The sequence below is a fragment of the Roseobacter sp. SK209-2-6 genome (assembly GCF_000169455.1).
Classification (GTDB): domain Bacteria; phylum Pseudomonadota; class Alphaproteobacteria; order Rhodobacterales; family Rhodobacteraceae; genus Pseudophaeobacter.
Map to the genome: position 1 here is coordinate 188,087 of NZ_AAYC01000009.1, position 19,751 is coordinate 207,837.

At 55.2% G+C, this 19,751-nt stretch carries 17 protein-coding genes and 1 pseudogene; 9 read left to right on the forward strand and 9 right to left on the reverse strand.

Annotated elements, in window-relative coordinates:
- Window positions 1-223 precede the first annotated feature (223 nt).
- Window positions 224-478 (reverse strand): hypothetical protein, encoded by a 255-nt coding sequence (locus RSK20926_RS14810; protein WP_008207902.1) that lies wholly within the window; start codon window positions 476-478, stop codon window positions 224-226.
- A gap of 186 nt (window positions 479-664) precedes the next feature.
- On the opposite strand from RSK20926_RS14810, the gene RSK20926_RS14815 reads away from it, so the two are divergent.
- From RSK20926_RS14815 to RSK20926_RS14835, 5 genes are all read left to right on the forward strand, one after another.
- Complete coding sequence (locus RSK20926_RS14815; protein WP_008207904.1) at window positions 665-1,399, forward strand: M48 family metalloprotease; 735 nt, start codon at window positions 665-667, stop codon at window positions 1,397-1,399.
- A 55-nt stretch (window positions 1,400-1,454) separates the two neighbouring features.
- The gene (locus tag RSK20926_RS14820) at window positions 1,455-1,820 is read left to right on the forward strand and encodes a YigZ family protein (RefSeq protein WP_008207905.1); all 366 of its coding nucleotides are present in this window, start codon (window positions 1,455-1,457) and stop codon (window positions 1,818-1,820) included.
- Window positions 1,821-1,937: 117 nt separating this feature from the next.
- The gene (locus RSK20926_RS14825) at window positions 1,938-2,204 is read left to right on the forward strand and encodes a DUF6455 family protein (RefSeq protein ID WP_008207907.1); all 267 of its coding nucleotides are present in this window, start codon (window positions 1,938-1,940) and stop codon (window positions 2,202-2,204) included.
- Between the two features lie 30 nt (window positions 2,205-2,234).
- Window positions 2,235-2,534, forward strand: coding sequence for a DUF6455 family protein (locus tag RSK20926_RS14830; RefSeq protein WP_008207908.1), 300 nt, complete (start codon window positions 2,235-2,237; stop codon window positions 2,532-2,534).
- Window positions 2,531-2,845 carry a DUF6455 family protein gene (locus RSK20926_RS14835; protein ID WP_008207911.1) on the forward strand — a complete coding sequence of 105 codons (315 nt, stop codon included), beginning with the start codon at window positions 2,531-2,533 and terminating at the stop codon, window positions 2,843-2,845. Before RSK20926_RS14830 ends, RSK20926_RS14835 begins: the two co-directional genes overlap by 4 nt.
- A gap of 73 nt (window positions 2,846-2,918) precedes the next feature.
- Here the strand turns inward: RSK20926_RS14835 and RSK20926_RS14840 are convergent, their stop codons facing one another.
- Both RSK20926_RS14840 and rimO read right to left on the reverse strand, forming a co-directional pair.
- Complete coding sequence (locus RSK20926_RS14840) at window positions 2,919-4,301, reverse strand: biosynthetic peptidoglycan transglycosylase (RefSeq protein WP_157133138.1); 1,383 nt, start codon at window positions 4,299-4,301, stop codon at window positions 2,919-2,921.
- The gene (gene rimO / locus RSK20926_RS14845; RefSeq protein ID WP_008207916.1) at window positions 4,280-5,698 is read right to left on the reverse strand and encodes a 30S ribosomal protein S12 methylthiotransferase RimO; all 1,419 of its coding nucleotides are present in this window, start codon (window positions 5,696-5,698) and stop codon (window positions 4,280-4,282) included. Before rimO ends, RSK20926_RS14840 begins: the two co-directional genes overlap by 22 nt.
- A 277-nt stretch (window positions 5,699-5,975) precedes the next feature.
- Here rimO and RSK20926_RS22545 point away from each other — a divergent pair, with 277 nt between their 5' ends.
- Window positions 5,976-7,619, forward strand: a complete 1,644-nt coding sequence (locus RSK20926_RS22545) for a pentapeptide repeat-containing protein (protein ID WP_008207918.1) — start codon at window positions 5,976-5,978, stop codon at window positions 7,617-7,619.
- A gap of 160 nt (window positions 7,620-7,779) precedes the next feature.
- Window positions 7,780-9,726, forward strand: coding sequence for an AsmA family protein (locus RSK20926_RS14865; RefSeq protein ID WP_008207920.1), 1,947 nt, complete (start codon window positions 7,780-7,782; stop codon window positions 9,724-9,726).
- A gap of 252 nt (window positions 9,727-9,978) precedes the next feature.
- On the opposite strand, the gene RSK20926_RS14870 is transcribed toward RSK20926_RS14865, so the two are convergent.
- The 5 genes from RSK20926_RS14870 to RSK20926_RS14890 all read right to left on the reverse strand — a co-directional run bounded on the left by RSK20926_RS14870 (window position 9,979) and on the right by RSK20926_RS14890 (window position 17,124).
- Entirely contained in the window at window positions 9,979-11,475 is a 1,497-nt protein-coding gene (locus RSK20926_RS14870; RefSeq protein WP_008207921.1) for a phosphomannomutase/phosphoglucomutase, read from the reverse strand.
- Between the two features lie 24 nt (window positions 11,476-11,499).
- Complete coding sequence (kdsA, locus tag RSK20926_RS14875; RefSeq protein ID WP_008207922.1) at window positions 11,500-12,333, reverse strand: 3-deoxy-8-phosphooctulonate synthase; 834 nt, start codon at window positions 12,331-12,333, stop codon at window positions 11,500-11,502.
- Window positions 12,334-12,336: 3 nt separating this feature from the next.
- Complete coding sequence (locus RSK20926_RS14880; protein WP_008207923.1) at window positions 12,337-14,067, reverse strand: capsule polysaccharide transporter; 1,731 nt, start codon at window positions 14,065-14,067, stop codon at window positions 12,337-12,339.
- Window positions 14,045-14,704, reverse strand: coding sequence for an ABC transporter ATP-binding protein (locus tag RSK20926_RS14885; RefSeq protein ID WP_008207924.1), 660 nt, complete (start codon window positions 14,702-14,704; stop codon window positions 14,045-14,047). The genes RSK20926_RS14880 and RSK20926_RS14885 overlap by 23 nt, the downstream gene beginning before the upstream one ends.
- A 371-nt stretch (window positions 14,705-15,075) precedes the next feature.
- Entirely contained in the window at window positions 15,076-17,124 is a 2,049-nt protein-coding gene (locus tag RSK20926_RS14890; protein ID WP_008207925.1) for a molybdopterin-dependent oxidoreductase, read from the reverse strand.
- Window positions 17,125-17,519: 395 nt separating this feature from the next.
- On the opposite strand from RSK20926_RS14890, the gene RSK20926_RS14895 reads away from it, so the two are divergent.
- Complete coding sequence (locus tag RSK20926_RS14895) at window positions 17,520-18,134, forward strand: uracil-DNA glycosylase family protein (RefSeq protein WP_008207926.1); 615 nt, start codon at window positions 17,520-17,522, stop codon at window positions 18,132-18,134.
- A gap of 173 nt (window positions 18,135-18,307) precedes the next feature.
- Window positions 18,308-19,120 carry an SseB family protein gene (locus RSK20926_RS14900; protein ID WP_008207927.1) on the forward strand — a complete coding sequence of 271 codons (813 nt, stop codon included), beginning with the start codon at window positions 18,308-18,310 and terminating at the stop codon, window positions 19,118-19,120.
- Window positions 19,121-19,227: 107 nt separating this feature from the next.
- On the opposite strand, the pseudogene RSK20926_RS14905 reads toward RSK20926_RS14900, so the two are convergent.
- Window positions 19,228-19,751: pseudogene (locus tag RSK20926_RS14905) on the reverse strand (TRAP transporter large permease subunit); the annotation flags it as partial.

Consider the following 19,751-nt stretch of genomic DNA (forward strand, 5'->3'; position numbering starts at 1 on the left):
TTGTTCGGGGATATTTCAAGAGAGAAACTGGCTGCAGGTTTTGTCGCGCATTGGCGGCTGTCTGTAGCGGGCAAAGGGTTGGGGTTACCTATCTCGCTACGGCTGGATTTGTCTATGAGAAAGGCAACGGTATTGGCGCAACCTTTAGAAGACGAAACGTTAAGAGCACGCCTACGAATTCTTGGAGACGAGACCAGGCTAGTTGCCACCAGTTTGAGATGGTCTAGCTGTCTCCAGGAGAGGTATCTTCTGGAGCGAGCCTGTAGACGCCTTCAGGCAGATCCAGGGCCGCTGCTAGGTCTCTGACCTGCGTGTAAGATAGGGTGATGCGCTGAACCTGGTCGTTGCGCGGATCAATTTGCTCCACGGTCACACATTCTGCAAAAGCATTCAGAATGACATCTTCTTGCAGCGGGTTTTCGCCCTCATCCACAAGTGTGACAGTGGTGGAGTCGAATTCATGCTCGATAGTAAACATAAGTGCAGAGTGCCGAGTTTTTCAAAGACTTACAAGTTAAAGAGTGGGTCCCGACCAGGAGAAAAAAACCGATCAGAGAAGATCGCCGGTGTGAACCAGCCTTCAATAGGTCTCCGCAACAAACCCGGATTGAACATCGCTTTGCGCTCAGCCTATGATCGCTGAAAAACTCGAGGAACGAACAAGATGTACAGGTCTCTGGTGAAAAGCACTGCTATTGGCATGCTCGCCTTGCTTTCAGCCTGCGGGTTGCCTCTTGATCCGCTTCCTGAAGCATCCGTACAACAGCCCTCTCAATCGGGATCGGTGCAGGGCTTCACACCGATTGAGGCACGTCAGGCCTTTGTGACCGTCAAGAATCGGGTGGAACCGGTGGCTGAACGGACCTGCAAATCACGAACCAAAGGGGGGAATTGCAACTTTTTGATCCGCATTGATCCGGATCGTTCAGCACCGCCCAATGCCTATCAGACCATAGACAAAACTGGCCGACCGGTGATCAGCTTTACCCAGTCCATTCTGGTGAGGATCGCCAATCAGGATGAGCTGGCCTTTGTCATGGCGCATGAGGCCGCGCATCACATCCGGGGGCATTTGTTCCGACAGCAGCAGAATGCAGTGGCTGGCGCGGTCCTATTGGGTGGTTTGGCCGGCTTGGCAGGGGGCACCGCAGCTGAGATTTCAAATGCACAAGATCTGGGGGCCATCGTCGGGGCGCGCAGCTACTCCAAGGAGTTCGAATTGGAGGCTGATGCGCTGGGCACGTTGATCACTGCCCACGCGGGGTATCAGCCCAGCGTCGGGGTGAAGTTCTTTTATCGCCTGCCTGACCCAGGGGATCGCTTTCTGGGCACCCATCCCGCCAATCCAGAGCGTATAAGCGTGGTGAACCAGACCATTGCACGTTATGGCCTGAACTAGGTCAGAGCCGCGCAATCGGGCTGTGCCCTAGGCCGAAACAAGGATGAGGAAACCCATGGAACAGGCACTGATCAAGCTCGGAGTTGTTTTGACTGACAGGGGCTCCCGCTATGCAGTGACCGGCGCTAGGGTAACCTCACGGGCAGAGGTGGACGCGGCACTGGCAGAGCTGAAGCGGGACAAGAGCTATGCCAAGGCGACGCATAATACCTGGGCGGCCTTATTGCCGACCGGTGGCCTGAAGGCCGACGATGGTGAGAGCGGGGCTGGAATTGTCATCCTGCGCATGTTGGAGCGCGAAGAGCTGAAAGATCACCTTGTCGTTGTGACCCGCTGGTATGGGGGTAAGAAACTCGGAGGGGATCGTTTTCGAAGAGTCCAGGATGCCGTGCGGCACTATCTGGATCACGCGCAATCCTAGCCCGCCACTTTGCGAAAACCCCATTTTTAGCCGCAAAAACCCGTTGATCTGCATCAAGGCAATTTCGGGTGCTCTTGAGTAGCTGTGTCCTACAACAGCTTAAACGGGAGCGGAGAATTGCGCGAACACTCTACCCTCAAAACCCACGCCGCCTTGCTGGATCAAATGGGCCGGGCCTTGGGCCTTGATTTGCAGGATGAGGCCATCTCTGGCCGGCTGCAATTTGACGAGATTTCAGAAGCGGTCCTGCGCTGTACCCGCTGTGGCTACCCGGAACGGTGCCGCAAATGTGTCAGCACAATGCGGCATGCCGCATTGGCGCAAGCACCGGACTATTGCCGCAATGGTGACCTACTGGCCTATCTGAAAGAGCAGCGAGTCTAAAACCCTTCGACCCCAAAAAAGGAGCACGCCATGACCGCAGGGATGCACCCGCTTGGAAAACCGCAGGATCATTTGCAATTGCTCACCCGCATGGGGCGGGCGCTGGGGCTAGAGCTGTCCGAAGCCTATGCGCGCAACCTGATCAGCTCCGAAGACTGGGCAGAGATGGTCCAAACCTGCCGCGCCTGCGATGTGGTCGAACCCTGCCGCGGCTGGCTCGCTATGGTTGAGCGTGAGGAAACACAGGAAGATGCAACAATAGAGGGCTGTTGTAATGCCGCGCGATTGCTACGGCTCCTGCAGCAGCAGAATGAGGAAGCAGAGCAATGATGCAGATGCGTGAACAGCAGATGCGTGAACAGCGGGCAGGACCGCGGGCAGGACCGCGCGCGATGGGCGATTTCAACCAGCATTTCTGGCAGTTGCGCGCTTTGGCGAGATCCGCAGATGTCGATCTGGGCGAAGCCATGCGAGAGCACCGGATTTCGGCGATGGATTATGCGGCTATTGTGACTCGCTGCAGGGCCGCAGGATGCGCACAACGCTGCGCGCTCTGGCTGGCGGCCAATGCCCACCTGAAGGGAGAGATCCCGGAGTTCTGCGCCAACAAAGAAGCCCTGGAGGCACTGCGCGAGGCCTAGAACGTGAGGGCTGCGCATAGAGTAGCCGTGCGTGTTGTGTAGGAGGAGGTGTAAGGGTTTTACCTACTAAAAATTAGTTTTGAGGATATGAATAAGATTTCAGCTCCTCTAGAACCATCATGGGAGTTAGTTGCCCAGCAGGTACCTGAAAGTGCTCGCCAAGAAAAGTTTCGTAGAATTTAAGCGAGCTTTCGGCTTCATCCAGGGAAATAATTCCGTTTTCTATTTGTGATTTCATGATTTCCCTGATGCGATTTCCTAGAAACATCCCTCTGATATTCCCAAGTCTCTCAATCAATATGAACGCTTCCCACCTGCAAATTGTCTCGGGAGTGTCATGGAAAAAATGCCGATAGGCCCTATGGACCCCGTAAATGCCGTTTTCGAACCTGACTGAGGCCAAGTATGCCTCAAGAATTTCATCTTTTGTCCAAATACTTTCTATCCACTTCGCTAGAAATATCTCAACAATTTTTCTGCTGAGGGTGGGTCTTAAGTTTGTAATAAAATTAGATCTGCAAAACTGTTGGGTGATTGAGCTTCCGCCACTTCTTTTTCCTTTTCCGAAAAAACTCTTCGCCGCTCGTGCAATGCCTTTCCAGTTTATCCCTGCGTGCAAGTGAAACTCTTTATCTTCAATGTCGACAGCTAATTTTCGGGCATGATTGATGTCAGTTTTGACGCGATGCATCTCTGCTACGTCTAGTCTAATATGGTAGATGCTTTGTTCGAAGTTGTCATTGAGTGGAACAGAAAATAAATAGGCAGCAGATTTTGCTATCCAGAGCCGGTAGTTTTCATTTGCTTCGTTGAGTTGTTTTCTAAAAGAAAACAGAAGAAAAATTGACCACACGAAGATTGGCACCGAAATGCTCACTGGACCAAAAAATGACTCGAGTTGATCGAATGATTGTAGGTATTCGATTAGTGCACTTCCAAGGAATAGTAAGCTGACAGCATTCGAGGCAATGACGATCCACACTGGGAATGCTTTGTGAGAAAGAACCCCAGGGTTAAGGTGAATTGAGAATGGGTTGTCAGCACCTTCAATCCTCCAATTTGGGAGGACTAATGTGTTCTCTCCATAGCTGACCCCAAGCATCCGCCTAATAACAATGATCTTTCGTTCAGAGAATGTCTGGGATTTTATTAAGTGAGCGATGTGTGACGTCGCCATATAGGAAATGAAAAGTATGAGTAGTAAGAAGAGAGATTTTAGTTCGATTGTAGGCAGAGGGAGGTCGTTTCCCTTGCCAAGGTGATCAGAAACCTTAAAGGATGCGAACCCAACTATCGTAGCTATAATTGAAGATACATTTGTGGACCAGGACAATGCCTGGTTTTGGTTTGATAGACGTTGAGAAGCTAGCTCATACTCGGCGATACCTATATCTCTTTCAAGAGAATGGTTTGGGTAGTATCTTTCGCCCAACGTTAGATTGTCAGTGTTCCCCAAAGATCATACTCCCCGGCCTCGTCAACCTCAACGGTGACAATATCGCCGAGTTTCAACTCTTCAACCCCCTCGTCAATGAACAGGTTGCCGTCGATCTCTGGCGCGTCCGCCTTTGTGCGGCAGGTAGCGATGCCGTCCCCGTCAATGTCGTCCACGATGACTTGCATGGTCTGGCCGACCTTGGCTTCCAGCTTGGCTTCGGAAATCGCCTGCGCCTTCTCCATGAAGCGCTCCCAGCGCTCTTGCTTCACCTCTTCCGGCACATGGTCCGGCAGATCGTTTGAACGGGCGCCATCGACGTTTTCGTATTTAAAGCAGCCAACCCGGTCCAACTGCGCCTCATCCATCCAGTCCAGCAGGTGCTGGAACTCCGCCTCTGTTTCGCCGGGGTAGCCGACGATGAAGGTGGAGCGCAGGGTGATGTCGGGGCAGGTGTCGCGCCAGGCATTGATCTCATCCAGCGTTTTGGCAGCCGCTGCGGGGCGGGCCATGCGGCGCAGCACATCCGGGTGGGCGTGCTGGAAGGGGATATCCAGATAAGGCAGCAGCGCATTGTCCGGGTCCGCCATCAGCGGGATCAGCTCACGCACATGGGGGTAGGGGTAGACATAGTGCAGCCGCACCCAGAGCTCATCCGCCGGCGCCAGCTTGCCCAACTCGCGGGAGAGGTCGAGGATATGGCTGCGCACTTCCTCCCCCTTCCAATCGTGGGTGGAGTATTTGCGGTCCAGCCCATAGGCAGAGGTGTCCTGGCTGATCACCAAGAGCTCTCGCACGCCTGCATCCACCAGCTTATCCGCCTCGCGTAGAACCGCATGGACGGGGCGCGACGCCAGCTTTCCGCGCATGTCCGGAATGATGCAGAACTTGCACTTGTGATTGCAACCCTCGGAGATCTTCAGATAGCTGAAATGCCGCGGGGTGAGTTTCACACCTGCTGCGGGCAGCAGATCCACGTAAGGGTTGGGGCTGGGCGGCACTGCGGAATGCACCGCGTCCAGCACTTGTTCGTACTGATGCGGGCCGGTGACCGCATGGATGCGCGGGTGATGCTCGCGGATATAGTCGGGCTCGGCGCCCAGACAGCCGGTCACGATGACCTTGCCGTTTTCCTTCAGCGCTTCGCCGATGGCGTCCAGGCTTTCGGCCTTGGCACTGTCGAGGAAGCCGCAGGTGTTGACGATCACCGCATCAGCACCCGCGTAATCCGGCGAGATGCCATAGCCCTCAGCCCGCAGCCGGGTCAGGATCCGCTCGGAATCCACCAGCGCCTTTGGACAACCAAGGGAGACCATGCCGAGGGTCGGCTGATCCTCACGCGGGGCCTCCCCGAACTGGGCCTTAGGGGCGAGGTCAGGGCGGAGATCTGGCGGATTGCTGGACGGGTTCTGTGTCATGGGCGGCGTATAGCAGGAATGCCGGAAGAGGCAAGAAAAACGGGGGGGCACGGATGGCCCCTGGTACCTCGCTTGTGCACCAAGAAGGCATTTCCAACACCCGACTGCAGGCCGGGCCGCGTTCGACACTCACGTCAATCCGCAGGCTTGCCTCTGGCAAAACGGGGAGGGGGCTTCCCCCACCCGAGGCCAGGTGCCGCCCTCCGTTAGATGTTGAAGCCGCAGCCCTATTGCCCGTAGCCTGCTGCAAAGGTGATTTGCATGACGAGATTGATTGATGCGTGACGAGACAGAAGCACCGGCCCCTGCCACCCCGCAGCGCAAGCTGACCCCTGCCAATGAGAACCCCTGGTATGTGCTGATGACCCTTTATGGGGAGCAGGAGGGGGAGCAAGTTGATTGGAAATTGCATGAGAAAAACCGCAAAGCCTGGAATGCTTGGGCCGGGCAGGGGCTGAGCGAGGAGGCAAGAACCGCAGCGATTGAAAAATTGAAATTTGAAGGGTCGGAATTGGAGGCCTGGCCAGCAATGGCATCAAAGATTAAGATACGCTTCAAAAAGGAATTTCTTAGGCGAAACCCTGGGGTGATATCTGCCCCTGAACTGCCAAACTGTTCGGAGCGCATAAATGTTTCCAACACTTATTTTGCCAATACCTTAGTATTGACACAAGCGATTTTCGTGTCCTTAGGTGATTACCGAGGGTCTTCCTTTAAACGTGGCGTGTATTGCAATAATGTTTTTTTTACGAGGGGTGTGTATTTTTGCTCGTCTCATTTTGTAGGGGTGGCAAAGTTCTCAAATACCGTATTTTCACACCTTGCGAACTTCCGATCTGCAAGATTTCTTCGAGAAGTTGACTTCACTTTGTCAGATTTTTTGCAAGTGGCAATTTTTTGTGACTCTCAATTTTTGGGAGTTTCTGATTTTAAGTCAGTTTCATTCCGGCAAAACGCTTCATTTTCTAGCGCGCGATTCGAAGGCGAGTGTAGATTTGTTTCTTCCAAATTTGGCAGGGTGGTGAGCTTTTACAGGTCACAGTTTGGAGAAATTGCAAATTTCAGATTGTCGAGTTATGCGCATGACGCGGATTTCTCCTTATCGTCATTTGCACAGGCTGCAAGTTTTCGCTTCGCATCTTTTAAACGTGGTGTTGATTTTCGTGCTGCTACATTTGGCGCAAGCGCCTACTTCGTTAAAGTCGTTTTCGGAGCGGGAGCAAGTAGGCAGGTATTTAGCCGTTTCGATGATTGCCTGTTCCATGGACCTACTTCTTTCCGCAGAGCCCAGTTTCGGAAGCGGTATCCGACTTTTGCTGGTGCCGTGATGCACGACAATACCGTTTTTCCAGCAAGGTTCTTTCCGCGAGAGGAGGAAATTAAGCTCGACGCTAAGTTGTTGAGTGTTGCTTATTGGCCGGTCAATCCCGATCAGGATCCTGCGGAGGCTCGCGAAAGCTGCGCCACCATCCGCCACATCCTTGCCCAAAAGGGACTCCCGGAAGACGAGCACTTCTTCTTTCGCCGCGAAATGTACTTCGCCGGCAAGATTGGCTCCATCTGGCAGCGGCTACCCTATCTGCTCTTTGGCCTGTTCTCTGAGTACGGCTACTCCATCCTGCGGCCAGTGCTGTGGCTGTTGGCCTTCTGGGCTTTGGGCTTTGCTGCTTTCTGTGGTTATTTCTACAGTTGTTGCGTACTGACCCCAGACAGTGGGATGGACAACCCAGTGGGATCGGCGATGGCGCTCAGTTTCTCTAACTTGTTTCCCCTGTTTGGCTTTCGATCAACATTTTTGTTTGACTTGTTGACGAAGTTGCCCACGGTTTTGAAGGTTCTCTCAGGCTTTCAAACCGTCGCCAGCCTGCCGCTTTTGTTTTTCCTAGGCCTGGGCCTGCGGCAGAGGTTTCGGTTGCGCTAGCGTGACCTGAAAATAGAAAACAATCTGAGCTTGCGATCTGGACCTTCCTTCGGGTGCCAATAGACCCTTGTCATAAAGCCGAGACACAAACACCTCTGACGCATTGCGCCGTGCGGCCCATTCGGTATTCTAGCGTTAAATCAAAGGGCAGGAGCAGGTGATGCGTTTTTTGTTGCGTTTGTTGAGCGTTGTGGTGATCGTTATCTCCTTGATGCTGGGGCTTCTCTTTGTCCTTCCCGGTGAGAAGGTTGCCGCACTCGCGGCAGCGCAGATCGAAGCCCAGACCGGCCGCAAGCTGAGCTTTGGTGGCAAGGTGAAATTCACCATCTGGCCGGTTCTGGGGATCAAATCCGATGGGGTCAGCCTCTCCAATGCGGATTGGGCCGGACCAGAGCCGATGTTGACTGCACAGCGCCTGTCGATTGGCATCTCTGCCTCCGATCTGTTGCGCGGCAAGCTGAGAGTGACTGAGGTTTCGGCCCTCTTACCACGGCTCAACCTCTCCGAACGTGAAGATGGGCTGGGCAATTGGGTTTTGACCACTGAAGGGGAAAGTGGCGGAAACCCCGAAGCCGTGCCTGAAGAGAACAAGGATGCGGTTCTGCCGGTTGCGATCGAGAAACTCACTCTCACCGGGGCAGCTCTGCGTTATCAACCGCGCGAGGGCGCCGCGATTGAGATGAGATCAATCGATATGAGCCTGAAATGGCCGGATCCAAGTGGCACCGTAAATATGGATCTGGTTCTGCGCCCAGCGGGCGAGCCGGTGAATATCGCGGCTGAGATCGGCACCTTCTCCAGGTTTCTGGCAGGTGATGTGGTCTCTATGGGCGCCTCGGTTGATGCAACAGGCGGCTTTATGCGTTTCGATGGGCGGGCGGACCTCAATGGGGCGGCTACGGGTCGCATGACGGCCAAGACCAGCGACACAGCCCGTTTCCTATCGATCCTCGGCCTATCTGATGTGGCACTGCCTGCGGGTTTGGGGCAGAGCATCACTTTGGGTGCTGATATGACCTATACCACCGACGGGCGCCTTGCCCTGCGGGATATGGCACTGGATCTGGATGGCAATCAGCTTGAGGGGGCTTTGGATCTGGCAACAACAGAGCCGCTCCAGTTTACTGTGCAGCTGAATGCGGATGACCTTGATTTTGGTAATCTGGTTGACGCGGGAAGTGCTGCTGCGGAACCGGATGCCGCAGCCAGCAGCCAGGCTGCAGGCTGGTCAAAGGAGGCCTTTGATGCCTCGCCACTGGCGCTTGCCAATGGAACCGCAATCTTGAGTTTCAACAGCATGAAGGCCCAGGGTTATGAGCTCGGCGCCAGCCAGTTTTCCCTGAAGCTGGACCGGTCTCGAGCAGTCTTGGAATTGCAGCCCGCCAGGGTTTTTGGCGGCACTTTGCAGGGGCAGCTGGTTGCCAACAACCGCAGTGGCTTTTCCACCGGTGGTAAGCTGACTTTCCGCGACATCCACCTGGGACAGGCACTGTCACAAAGTGCTGGCTATGATCGTTTGAATGGTGAGGCTCTGGGAGAGTTTGAGTTACTGGCCTCGGGCAGCTCGGTTGATGCGCTCATGCGTTCACTGTCTGGCAAAGGTTGGCTGGAAGTGGGGCGCGGGTTCTTTTCAGGTTTTGACCTAGAGGGGCTGATGCGTTCTGGCAAAGGCAACGGAGGCAGCACGGTTTTTGATCAGCTCAGTGGCAGCTTTGCTATTGAGCAGGGCAATCTGCAGAACCCAGATCTCTTGGTAACCCTCAAGGGCATTCGAGCGGATGGCAAGGGGCGCGTCGGTATTGGCGCACAGGATCTGGACTATCTCTTTACGCCTTCTCTTGGTGCATCGGGGCAGGGGCGCGTTCTGTCCATTCCGGTTGCGATCACCGGGCCCTGGTCTGACCCCAAGATCCGCCCCGATCTGCAGCAGGCGCTACAACCGGAAATCGATGCACTGGAAGACCAGCTGAAGGAGCGCGCGCTGCAAGAGCTGGGTGAAGAGCTGGATGCAGAGATCACCCCAGAACAGGACTTGAACGAGGTTATTCGCGACCGGATCGAACAGGAAGCCAAGGATCAGCTTTTGAAATTCCTGCAGGGGAATTGAGGTTTGGGTCAACGAGGGATGCCTCAGATCTGAGGCAAGGCATCTGGTTCGACCTTTAGACAGGTTTTGCGATTTGCACTCAAAACTTGGGACCAGAAAGTCTCCACAGATGTCCTGTGGGCATCAGGATACAAGGCGGCTGGAACTAGGATATGGCTTCTCCAGATACGAAAGCGCCCGCCGAAGGCGGGCGCGGGTCGCCTGCGTCAGCAGGCGAAAGACCTTAGACATAGAGAGCAGAAGGCACCGCGATCAAATGGTCTGATCATAGTCTCCGACCAGAGGCTCCGTGCGGATGACTTCATCAATCCCTGCAAAGATGGCGCGCATTTCTGCTTCACTCTCAGAGCTTTCACAGACCACCACCAGATTGGGAGTATTGGATGAGGCGCGCACCAAACCCCAGCTGCCATTGTCCAGAATAACTCTGGCGCCATTGACGGTGACAACCTCCTTGATAGGCCGCCCAGCGAGTTGCTCACCGGCTTCGTGTTTGGCAACCAACTTGGCCACCAGACGTTCCAGCACGTCATATTTTTCAGTGTCGGCACAATAGGGAGACATGGTTGGGGTCGACCAGGTCTTGGGCAGGGCTTTGCGCAGGTCCGACATCTTCATGTCCGGGTTGCGGTCCATCAGCTTGCAGATCTCGACCGCAACGCGCATGCCGCAGTCATAGCCGCGACCCACGGGTTCCGCGAGGAAGTAGTGACCGGATTTTTCAAAGCCAGCTAAGGCACCGATTTCTTTCACGCGGCGTTTCATGTGGCTGTGGCCGGTCTTCCAATAGTCAGCTGTGACACCGTTCTTTTGCAGCTCGGGGTCGCTTGCAAACAGACCGGTGGACTTCACGTCAGCGACAAAAGTGGAGTTCGGATAGATCTTCGACAGGTCACGGGCCATGATGACGCCGACCTTGTCGGCAAAGATCTCTTCGCCCTCGTCGTCCACCACGCCGCATCGGTCGCCATCTCCGTCAAAGCCCAACGCCATATCAGCGCCAGAGGCTTTGACGCTGTCGGCCATGTCATGCAGCATTTCCATGGCTTCGGGGTTGGGGTTGTAATGCGGGAAGGTATAGTCCAGCTCGTTGTGAGACGGGACAACCTCGACACCGATACGCTCGAACAGTTCCGGGCCAAAGGCTGAGGCGGTGCCATTGCCTGTTGCACAGACCACCTTGAGCTTGCGGGTCATCTTGAAATCACCCACGAGGTCATCAAGATAGGCCTCTTTGACACCCTCGACAAATTCATAAGAGCCGCCAGGACGGACAACGCCTTCGCCATTGAGCACAATGTCGCGCAGCTCTGACATCTCGTCCGGACCATGGGTCAATGGGCGGTCAAAGCCCATCTTGACTCCGGTCCAGCCATTGGGGTTGTGGCTGGCGGTGATCATGGCCACGGCCGGCACATCAAGGTGGAATTGGGCAAAATAGGCCATGGGCGAAACCGCAGGACCGATATCCTTGACCTGGATTCCTGCCTGCATCAACCCGAGGATCACCGCCTGTTTGATCGCCAGCGAATAGTCGCGGTAGTCATTGGCCACCGCAATCACCGGTTCAATGCCGCGTTTGTGCATCTGGGTGCCGAGCCCGAGGCCCAGAGCGGTCATGCCGGGCAGGTTGATCTCTTCCGGGTATTTCCAGCGCGCGTCGTATTCCCGGAAACCTGTTGGGGTAATCATGGGATCGCGCAGAAAATTCCAGGTGTTGGGTGTCACCGGGGAAATAGGCTTTTTCATCGAAAATCTCGTTTTTGGGAAAAGTTAAATTACAACTGGGTCAGCTTTTGCGAGCCTGTCGAAAGCCATCAATGTGTCGATCAGCTTGGGCATCTGATCCAGATAGATCATGTTTGGACCGTCGCATGGGGCATTGTCTGGGTCCTGGTGCGTTTCCATAAAGATAGCGGCTACACCGATTGCCGCAGCAGCCCGCGCCATCACCGGGGCAAACTCACGTTGCCCACCAGAGGAGCCACCACGCCCGCCAGGCTGTTGTACCGAATGGGTGGCATCCATAACCACCGGGCAGCCGGTCTGTGCCATGATTGGCAGCGATCGCATATCCGCAACCAGGGTATTATAGCCAAAAGAGGCACCACGTTCGGTCAGCATGATCTTGTCATTGCCTGTGCTGGCAATCTTGGTGACGATGTTTTCCATCTCCCAAGGGGCCAGAAACTGACCCTTTTTGACATTGATGACCGCGCCGGTGTTGCCAGCGGCCAGGAGCATGTCTGTCTGGCGGCACAGGAAGGCTGGAACCTGCAGAATATCCGCAGCTTCGGCAGCAAGGGCGCATTGGGCCTCGGAATGGACATCTGTCAGAACCGGCACACCAAATTCCTTGCGGATGCCATCCAGCACCTTGAGGCCCGCATCAATCCCCATGCCGCGCTTGCCGGAAAGAGAGGTCCGGTTGGCCTTGTCATAAGAGGCCTTAAAGACATATTGCGCGCCGGCCTTTTCGCAGGCTTCCTTGAGCGTGCCAGCAATCATCTGCGCGTGATCAGCGCTTTCCAACTGGCAGGGGCCTGCGATGACGGTCAGCGGACGGTCATTGCCAATGGTGAGGTCGGCGATTTGAATGTTTTTCATGGCTTAAGAAGAGACCTGTTCCCGGAGAATAGAGGCTGTGAGTGAGCACAGCAGGTAGATACCGGAAAAGATCAGGAATGCCAAAATCGTATTTTCAAACTTACGCGGATAGCTGGGTTCCTGGCTGGCAACAGGCTCTACCGCAGTGGTAAGATAGCGCACCTGACGATTGGCCTCCATCCGGGTGGTTTCTACTTGCTGCAAAGCGGATTGCAGCATCATGTCGCGGGTCGCAAGATCCGCTTGTGCCATCTGAATCTGCACCCGATGATTGGCAAGCGAGTTTTCGCCTGCCGAGGCATCTGTCATGCGAGCGTTGAGCCGCTGAATGACGGCGCGCAGCCTGTCGATATCAGCTTGAACGCCATCCACCTTGGCTCTGTTGGGGCGCAGGTTGTCCTGCAGGGCGGCCAACTCCAGCTCCTTTTGCTGAAGCTGAACTTCAAAAGTGCCAATCTGGGACCGCAGTGAGACGATGACGCCTTCAGGGTCGAGCACCTGACCGTCTTGTTGCAAGCGAACCAGTCGTTCCTGCGCAACGCGGCGTTTGTTTTCAGCCAGCTCCAACGCGGCTTCAGCCTCGCCGACCTGGTCGTCGCGTTTCTGCTCGGACAGTTGGTTGACCTCGGCCTGGGCATAGGAAATCAGACGGCGAGAAAACTCGGCTGAGACTGCGGGGTCCGCGGCTGACACCTCCATGCGGATCACGCCTTCGGTCGGGTCGTAGCCGATTTTCACGTTTCTTGAGTAGGTCTTGAAAGCTTCTTCATTTGTTGAAGCGGGATCCAGTCGTTGAATGGGGTCAATCCAATCCTGGGAGAAATGAGAGATAAATCCCATATCCTCATCCAGCTTCAACATTGCGCCTTTTGATTGCAGATAGCTCTGGACTGCGATCGAATCCTGACTGGTGGCAAATTGCGTACCACTCAACAGTCCGCCGAGGCCACCACCGCCGGCACTGTCAGCTTTGAGGACCAGGAATTCAGATTTGGTCGCATACATGGGGGTGGCGACCACATAGAAAAAATAGCCAGTGATGAGAGTTGGCAGCATCACAAAGAAGGCCAAGCGCCCCAAGAGCAATATCAGCTTACGGCGGCGGCGGCGTGAAATATCAAGTTGAATTTCACGGATTTCGCGATTGCGCCGTTCTGCCGGGCTGATCTCGGTAGAGGGGAGAGAGGCCTGGGACGCGGGAATGGTTTGCGGCAACTGAACCTTGCTGCCAGCACCGGGAATTCCCTGTGGAAGGGCCTTGTTTTGCGGGACGACCAGCTCCAGCATGTTGACGCGCTTCAGCGGATCAATGCCTTTTTGCCGCAACAGCCGGATCGCATCGAAATCAGAGGTCGCCGCAAGATCGTGTTTCTGCGCCATCCTGCGAGCGATACGCAGCTGGCGACCGGTCAGACCCTCTTGGCGGATCTTTTCGATATCCGTTTCCATAGAGGTTTCTTTGGCAGAGCTGACCTGACCCTGCATCAACTTGCTTTTCTTAGAAGCCTGCGCGCTTGCCTCGGAAAGGGGCGCGTCTGCGCTGGTCTGCGCTGGCGCGGGGCCGGTGGCTGTTTGTGGGGGCACCTGAGACGCGGAAGGGGCGGAGCCCTCTGTTGCGTCGCTCTGAGGTGCCGGGCCAGGAACGGGCCGCGCAGTTGCAGGTCGACTGGCCAAAGGCTCAGCAGCCGTGTTTCTGCGGATGCGAAACTTCTTAGCCTTGGGTTTGGTAGTCATAGAGCTGTTTCGCTTCTTCCAAGGTGTCAAACATATGTAGATGCCCATCTTGCAGCACGGCGGCTGAGCGGGCAAATTTCTCGAGAGTTTTGGGCTGGTGCGAGACAATCACGATTGTTGTCGTTTGCAGGCGTTCCTGCAAAATCGTACCGGCTTTCTTGTTGAACTCAACATCAGTTGTACTGGGCATGCCTTCATCAATCAGATAAATGTCAAAATCCAGGGCAAGCATCAGCGAAAAACTGAACCGGGATTTCATCCCTGCGGAATAGGTCCCAAGCGGCTGGGTGAAATACTCTCCGAGCCCGCAAAGCCATTGGCAGTAGGCTTCGACATAGTCCGGGTCCAGCCCATAGAGGTTGGCGATATATCTGCAGTTGGCCTGGGCCGAAAGACGGTTGATCACCCCGCCCATGAAACCGAGGGGAAAAGAGATCTTGCAGCTGCGATTGATCTCGCCTTCATCCGGTTTCTCCAGCCCGGCCATCATGTTCACCAGGGTTGTCTTACCGGTGCCGTTTTGGGCCAAAATGCCGATCGATCTGCCCAGCTCAACACGGAAGGACACACGATCAAGAATGACCTTGCGTTGTGTTCCTGTCCAATAGGACTTGCTGACGTTGTCAAATTCAAGCATCGCTTGTTCCGGTGCTGTCTTCTGGGGCTGTTGGTTCGGCGGTTCGTTGTTAGGTGTTTTTGGCTTTTGAGACCAGAGTTTGACGTATGAATACCTTATGATTGTTAAGGGTATGGCCTTGCACTTGGGCATTATTATGTCGAATTGTGTGCAATTTGTTCAATGTTCATTTACCAAATGATCCGGCTTTCGGCCAATATCTGAGTGTTGGACCCGTGCACAGTGCCTGATCCGGGTCCTGGTGATGGCCTCGAAAATCCTGACAAGTTTTCCAGATGAAATCAGGAAAAGAAAAAAGACCTACAGATTTGACCTGTACGTCCAGTAGGGGTGCTTCCTAAGAAAGCGGTCTTGGCGAATTGCGCCCGCGCTCAGATGCGGCGCAGGTCCACAAAGGTCTCATGATAGCAGGCGCCATCGGCGATATCTGTGCGGATATCAGCGGGTATCAGGGCATTCACGGTTTGCCCCGTTGGCGAGGTGACGCACCAGGTCCCCTTTGGAGAGTAGAGCACACCTGGGCGGGTTGTATCAGAGATCTCGAGCTGCAGCTGAACCTCACCGCGATTGTTCCAGACAAGGACAGTCTCCCCATCTTGCAGGCCCGTTGCCTTGGCGTCCGAGGGGTGCATGGTCAGTTTCTCCAACCCGCGTGAAACCAGGTGACCGCCAAAGGTCGCATTGATGCGCTTGTCAGAACTGGGCGTGATCAGAGTAAAGGGAAGGTCCTGCGCGACCGGGGCATGGCGCGGGACACCAAACCCAAATTGATCTTCCAGATCCTGGCTGAAAAGCTCAATCTTGCCAGAGGCTGTATCAGGCATGACATTTGCGCAGAGGACCAGGCTCTCGCCATCTGTTGCACGCATCTCAATAGCCTGGTCCAGTGGGATCTCGCTGGGTCGGCGCCCCTCCAGTTGCGGATGGTTGGGATCAATGGCTTGATCCATCAGATCTCTGTCGCTGGCCGTGAAGATTTCCCCCTCATAGCCAAACCGGGCCGCAAGACGCCGGAAGATCTCCGTATTGGGGAGGCTCTCTCCAACAGGAGGGAGCACGGGTTCCGCCCGCTGCAGGTAGTTCTGCCCGTAAGCGCCGTAGATATCTGCATGTTCGAAATGACTGGAGGCAGGAAGAATGATATCGCAGAGCGCCATACTATCTGTCATCGCCACATCACACCCGACGAGGAAAAGGTCTTCTTGCTTCAAGGCCTTGACCAGGTTCTTTTGGTCAGGGTGGGTTGCGACGGGATTGTGGTTATAGATCATAGCCGCCTTGATTGGAGGCTGTAGGCTTTGGTCCTTTAGCTTGTCCGCAAGATCAACAATATTGAAAACCCTTGTACCAGGCTTGATCAATTGGCTTTGCTGCAACCGATCGGTTGTCTTCGGCGTTGCGCCGCCCGATTTTGCCAAAACGCCAGCACCTGGACGCCCATGGTGTCCTGTCAAAGCGGGCAGGGCCATCGCTGCCCTCAGTCCGGATCCGCCGGAGCGGCCCCGCTCGATGCCATTGCCAAAGTTGCAGGCCATGTTTTCGGCGCTGACGATCAGGTCGCACAAGGTGTCAAACTGCGCAGGGGTGATGCCACAGCGCTCAACGACCACGTCGCTGCTGTATTGTCGGGCCTGTGCCATATATGCGTCAAACCCGGTGACCCATTTGTCGATGAAACTGAGGTCCAGTGCACCACGCTGTTCCAGTTCAGCCGCAAGCCCCATGGCCAGGACAACGTCGCTACCGGGCTTGATCTGGACATGCATGTCGCATTGCTCTGCGATTTTGATGCGCTTGGGGTCGATGATGACCAGTTGCCCCCCCTGGGCGCGCATCTTTTTCAACAGCGGCGCAAGATGCAGGTTGGAGACCGTGACGTTGTTGCCCCAGACTAGGACAAGGTCTGATTGCAGCACCTGCATTGGCGGCATACCAGGCGCTCCCCCGAAGAGGCTGGCATAGGCTGCCCCCCTTACGCCACCGCAGAGCGGGCCTCGATCCAGGAGGGTGGCGCCCATCTGATAGAAAAAGCGCCGATCCATTGATCCGCCTGCCAGTTCCCCATGCGGGCCGGCATAGTTGAAGGGAAGGATGCTTTCTGGGCCGTAGCGATCGATCGCATTGCGAAAGCCGTGGTAAACGACTTCTATCGCTTCGTCCCAGGAAATCGGTGTGAACGCGCCTGAGCCACGCGGGCCTGTTCGCTTTAATGGGGTGTGCAGACGTGTTTCGCCATGGACAAAGTCCGGGTAGTAGCGGGCAACCTTGTTGCAAATGACACCGTTGGTAAAGGGGTTGGCCGCCGACCCTTTGACTGCGGTTACCTTACCATTGCTGATGGTTGCATTCAGGCTGCAGGTGTCGGGACAGTCCAAGGGACAGACGGTGGGTAGGACCTGGGTGGTTTCATGAGCGTTCATTGCGGGTCTCGTGCTGTTGGCTTTGTTGCAGGCTACCCGGTTGGTACAGTCCCATTAAGTTCCAAAATGGGGCGATATGACCAGACCAATTCTTGTTCGAATGCGAGGTCGAGAGTAGGGAAGGGTCAGTGCCCAGAGGTTGCGGGGTCTTACCCAATTGCCATTGATTCAACCCGGTATCGTTTGTCTGAGCACAGAGATTTGAAAACCGTTAGGCTGGCGATGTGGAGATTTCGGATTGGAAACCGTTTAGGCTATAGATCGGCTTAGCCCCTGTATCTGCCTGTGGTCCATGACTTGTCTTAGATCGTGGGGCGATTTGCGGCAGGTGAATTAATGAAAAACGGCTGGAATAGAGTTGCAGGAATGTGGCGCAATACTAGGGATGGGTAGCAATGCAACAGCTCAGAAAGTCGCTGAAAGACTTGTCCCAAAGCATATCCTCCTGTCGCCTTTGTCAAAGCCGCTTTGCCGCAACGCATTCTGCACATGAGCCGAGGCCGGTTGTCTGGCTTTCTTCAACGGCAAGCATTCTGGTGTCTGGGCAGGCTCCGGGCGCGCGTGTTCATGCCTCGGGCAAACCCTTTACCGACCCGTCAGGAGAACGGTTGCGTCAATGGATGGGGGTAAGTGATGCAGAGTTCTATGATCTAAAAAAAGTGGCGGTCCTGCCGCTGGCCTTTTGCTTTCCTGGCTACAATGCCAAGGGGAGTGATCTGCCTCCGCCGCCTCTTTGTGCGCGCACCTGGCATGCGCAGGTGATGCAAGAGATGCCAAATCTTCGGCTGAAACTCCTTGTGGGTGGGTATGCGCAAAAATGGCATTTGGGAACCAAGCAATCTGTCACAGACTGTGTCGCGAGCTGGCGCAATGCCCCAGAGGGGGTGTTCCCTCTGCCTCATCCCTCCTGGCGGAATACCGGCTGGCTGAAGAAAAACCCCTGGTTCGAGGAAGAGCTGTTGCCGGTTTTGCAAAAAAGAGTAAGGCAGGTCCTGTCGGACTGGGGGTGAAGCTGTCTCTGTTGGCGTCTTTGTTGAGGGCAGTGACCAGCGGCAGTTAGTGCAAAGGCTGAGGTCAACTGATGTCTGACACTGGCCCTTACCCTGGGCGAATGATAGCAGGGGCGCAGAATGCGCCAGCCGAACTCTTGAGGTGGCGAATGCTAGGATGAGGAGCACAAGATATGCCCGAGGACCGCTCGGCCAGGCTGGCAGAAACGCCGCTGGATCAGGCCCATGCTGTGATGGAGCAAAACCCTGAGGATGGCAACGCGCGACTGCAATTCTATGAGCGTTTGGCGGATTCGGAGCTCTTTCTCATGCTTGGTGCAGAGGCGGAGGGAGGGCAAATCTCGCCCGAGCTGCTGGAAACCCCTGAAGGGACATTTGTTCTGGCCTTTGATACCGAAGAGCGATTGGCAGAGTTTTCAGGGCGTGAGATCCACTTCGCCGCGCTCTCTGGGCGTGGGTTGGTTGAAATGCTGGCCGGACAAGAAATTGGTCTTGGCCTGAACCTGAATGTCGCTCCGTCGGAGTTTCTTTTGGCAGCAGAAGCAATAAGCTGGTTGCAAGAAACATTGGAAGCGGCACCGGATGAGGTGGAGGCGCAGGTCGAAGAATTGTTGCCACCCAAGGGCCTGCCCGACATTCTTCTGAAATCTCTGGACCAGAAACTGGCCACCGCAGGGGGGCTGGCCAGCTCTGCTTATTTAGTCGCACTGCGTTATGAAGGCGGGGGCAGTGGTCATCTCTTGGGCTTTGTGGATGCAGAAAAGCCTGCGCAAACTGCCCTGGCCAAAGCGGTGAGCGAGGCGCTGGTCTTTTCTGGTATCGAGGCAGGGGTGCTGGATGTCGGCTTTTTTCAGGCGAGCGATCCTGTCGTGCAGAGTTTGGCAAGGGTTGGGCTAAAGTTTGATTTGCCGCAGCCGGAAGCCCCGAAAATCTACCAGCCCGAAATCCCCGGGAGCAATCCAGAGAAACCCCCACGCCTGAAATAATATGTGTCGCCTCTGGGCTTCGGTGGGCTCCCGCCCGTCATCGGCCTTGATCAGGCCTCTTCCCGTTGGGCCCGGCACTGCGCAGGCATGATCTGGCCGTTCACTCAAGAGGCAACCTCAACCGACCCTGCCTGCTCTGACGAGAAGCCAACCCGTTTCATCAGCGGAATGGTGAACGTGCCTGTTGTGACCACATTGGCAATGGAGGAACCCGAGATCAGACCAGTGGCAGCAGAGCCAACAACAGCCGCTTTCGCAGGCCCGCCTTTCAGGTGCCCTAGGGCACCAAAGGCCATTTTGATAAAGTAGTTCCCGGCCCCGGCTTTATCAAGAAGTGCTCCGAAGAGTACAAAAAGAAAGACAAATTTTGTCGAAACGCCCACAGCGATACCAAAGACCCCCTCAGAGGTAATCCACATATGGCTCATGGCTTTTTTCAGGCTGGCACCCTTCCAGCGGATAACCTCTGGAACATCTTCTGAGGAGCCAAAAAAGACATAAGCCAGAAAGATCGTAGCGATGATTGCCATTGCTGGGCCAAGCGCACGACGCGCAACCTCGAACAGGATAAGAAGACCGGCCCGCGCGAAGAACTTATCGATATCATCCGCAAGCCCACCGCTGTCGACGA

Bases quoted from the DNA above. Each gene is read 5' to 3' on its own strand.
- RSK20926_RS14890 (WP_008207925.1), bottom strand. From the start codon at position 17,124: ATGAACGCTCATGAAACCACCCAGGTCCTACCCACCGTCTGTCCCTTG.
- RSK20926_RS14820 (WP_008207905.1), top strand. From the start codon at position 1,455: ATGGAACAGGCACTGATCAAGCTCGGAGTTGTTTTGACTGACAGGGGC.
- RSK20926_RS14810 (WP_008207902.1), bottom strand. From the start codon at position 478: ATGTTTACTATCGAGCATGAATTCGACTCCACCACTGTCACACTTGTG.
- RSK20926_RS14830 (WP_008207908.1), top strand. From the start codon at position 2,235: ATGACCGCAGGGATGCACCCGCTTGGAAAACCGCAGGATCATTTGCAA.
- RSK20926_RS14870 (WP_008207921.1), bottom strand. From the start codon at position 11,475: ATGAAAAAGCCTATTTCCCCGGTGACACCCAACACCTGGAATTTTCTG.
- rimO (WP_008207916.1), bottom strand. From the start codon at position 5,698: ATGACACAGAACCCGTCCAGCAATCCGCCAGATCTCCGCCCTGACCTC.
- RSK20926_RS14895 (WP_008207926.1), top strand. From the start codon at position 17,520: ATGCAACAGCTCAGAAAGTCGCTGAAAGACTTGTCCCAAAGCATATCC.
- RSK20926_RS14900 (WP_008207927.1), top strand. From the start codon at position 18,308: ATGCCCGAGGACCGCTCGGCCAGGCTGGCAGAAACGCCGCTGGATCAG.
- RSK20926_RS14880 (WP_008207923.1), bottom strand. From the start codon at position 14,067: ATGACTACCAAACCCAAGGCTAAGAAGTTTCGCATCCGCAGAAACACG.
- RSK20926_RS14865 (WP_008207920.1), top strand. From the start codon at position 7,780: ATGCGTTTTTTGTTGCGTTTGTTGAGCGTTGTGGTGATCGTTATCTCC.
- RSK20926_RS14835 (WP_008207911.1), top strand. From the start codon at position 2,531: ATGATGCAGATGCGTGAACAGCAGATGCGTGAACAGCGGGCAGGACCG.
- RSK20926_RS14885 (WP_008207924.1), bottom strand. From the start codon at position 14,704: ATGCTTGAATTTGACAACGTCAGCAAGTCCTATTGGACAGGAACACAA.
- RSK20926_RS14815 (WP_008207904.1), top strand. From the start codon at position 665: ATGTACAGGTCTCTGGTGAAAAGCACTGCTATTGGCATGCTCGCCTTG.
- RSK20926_RS22545 (WP_008207918.1), top strand. From the start codon at position 5,976: ATGCGTGACGAGACAGAAGCACCGGCCCCTGCCACCCCGCAGCGCAAG.
- kdsA (WP_008207922.1), bottom strand. From the start codon at position 12,333: ATGAAAAACATTCAAATCGCCGACCTCACCATTGGCAATGACCGTCCG.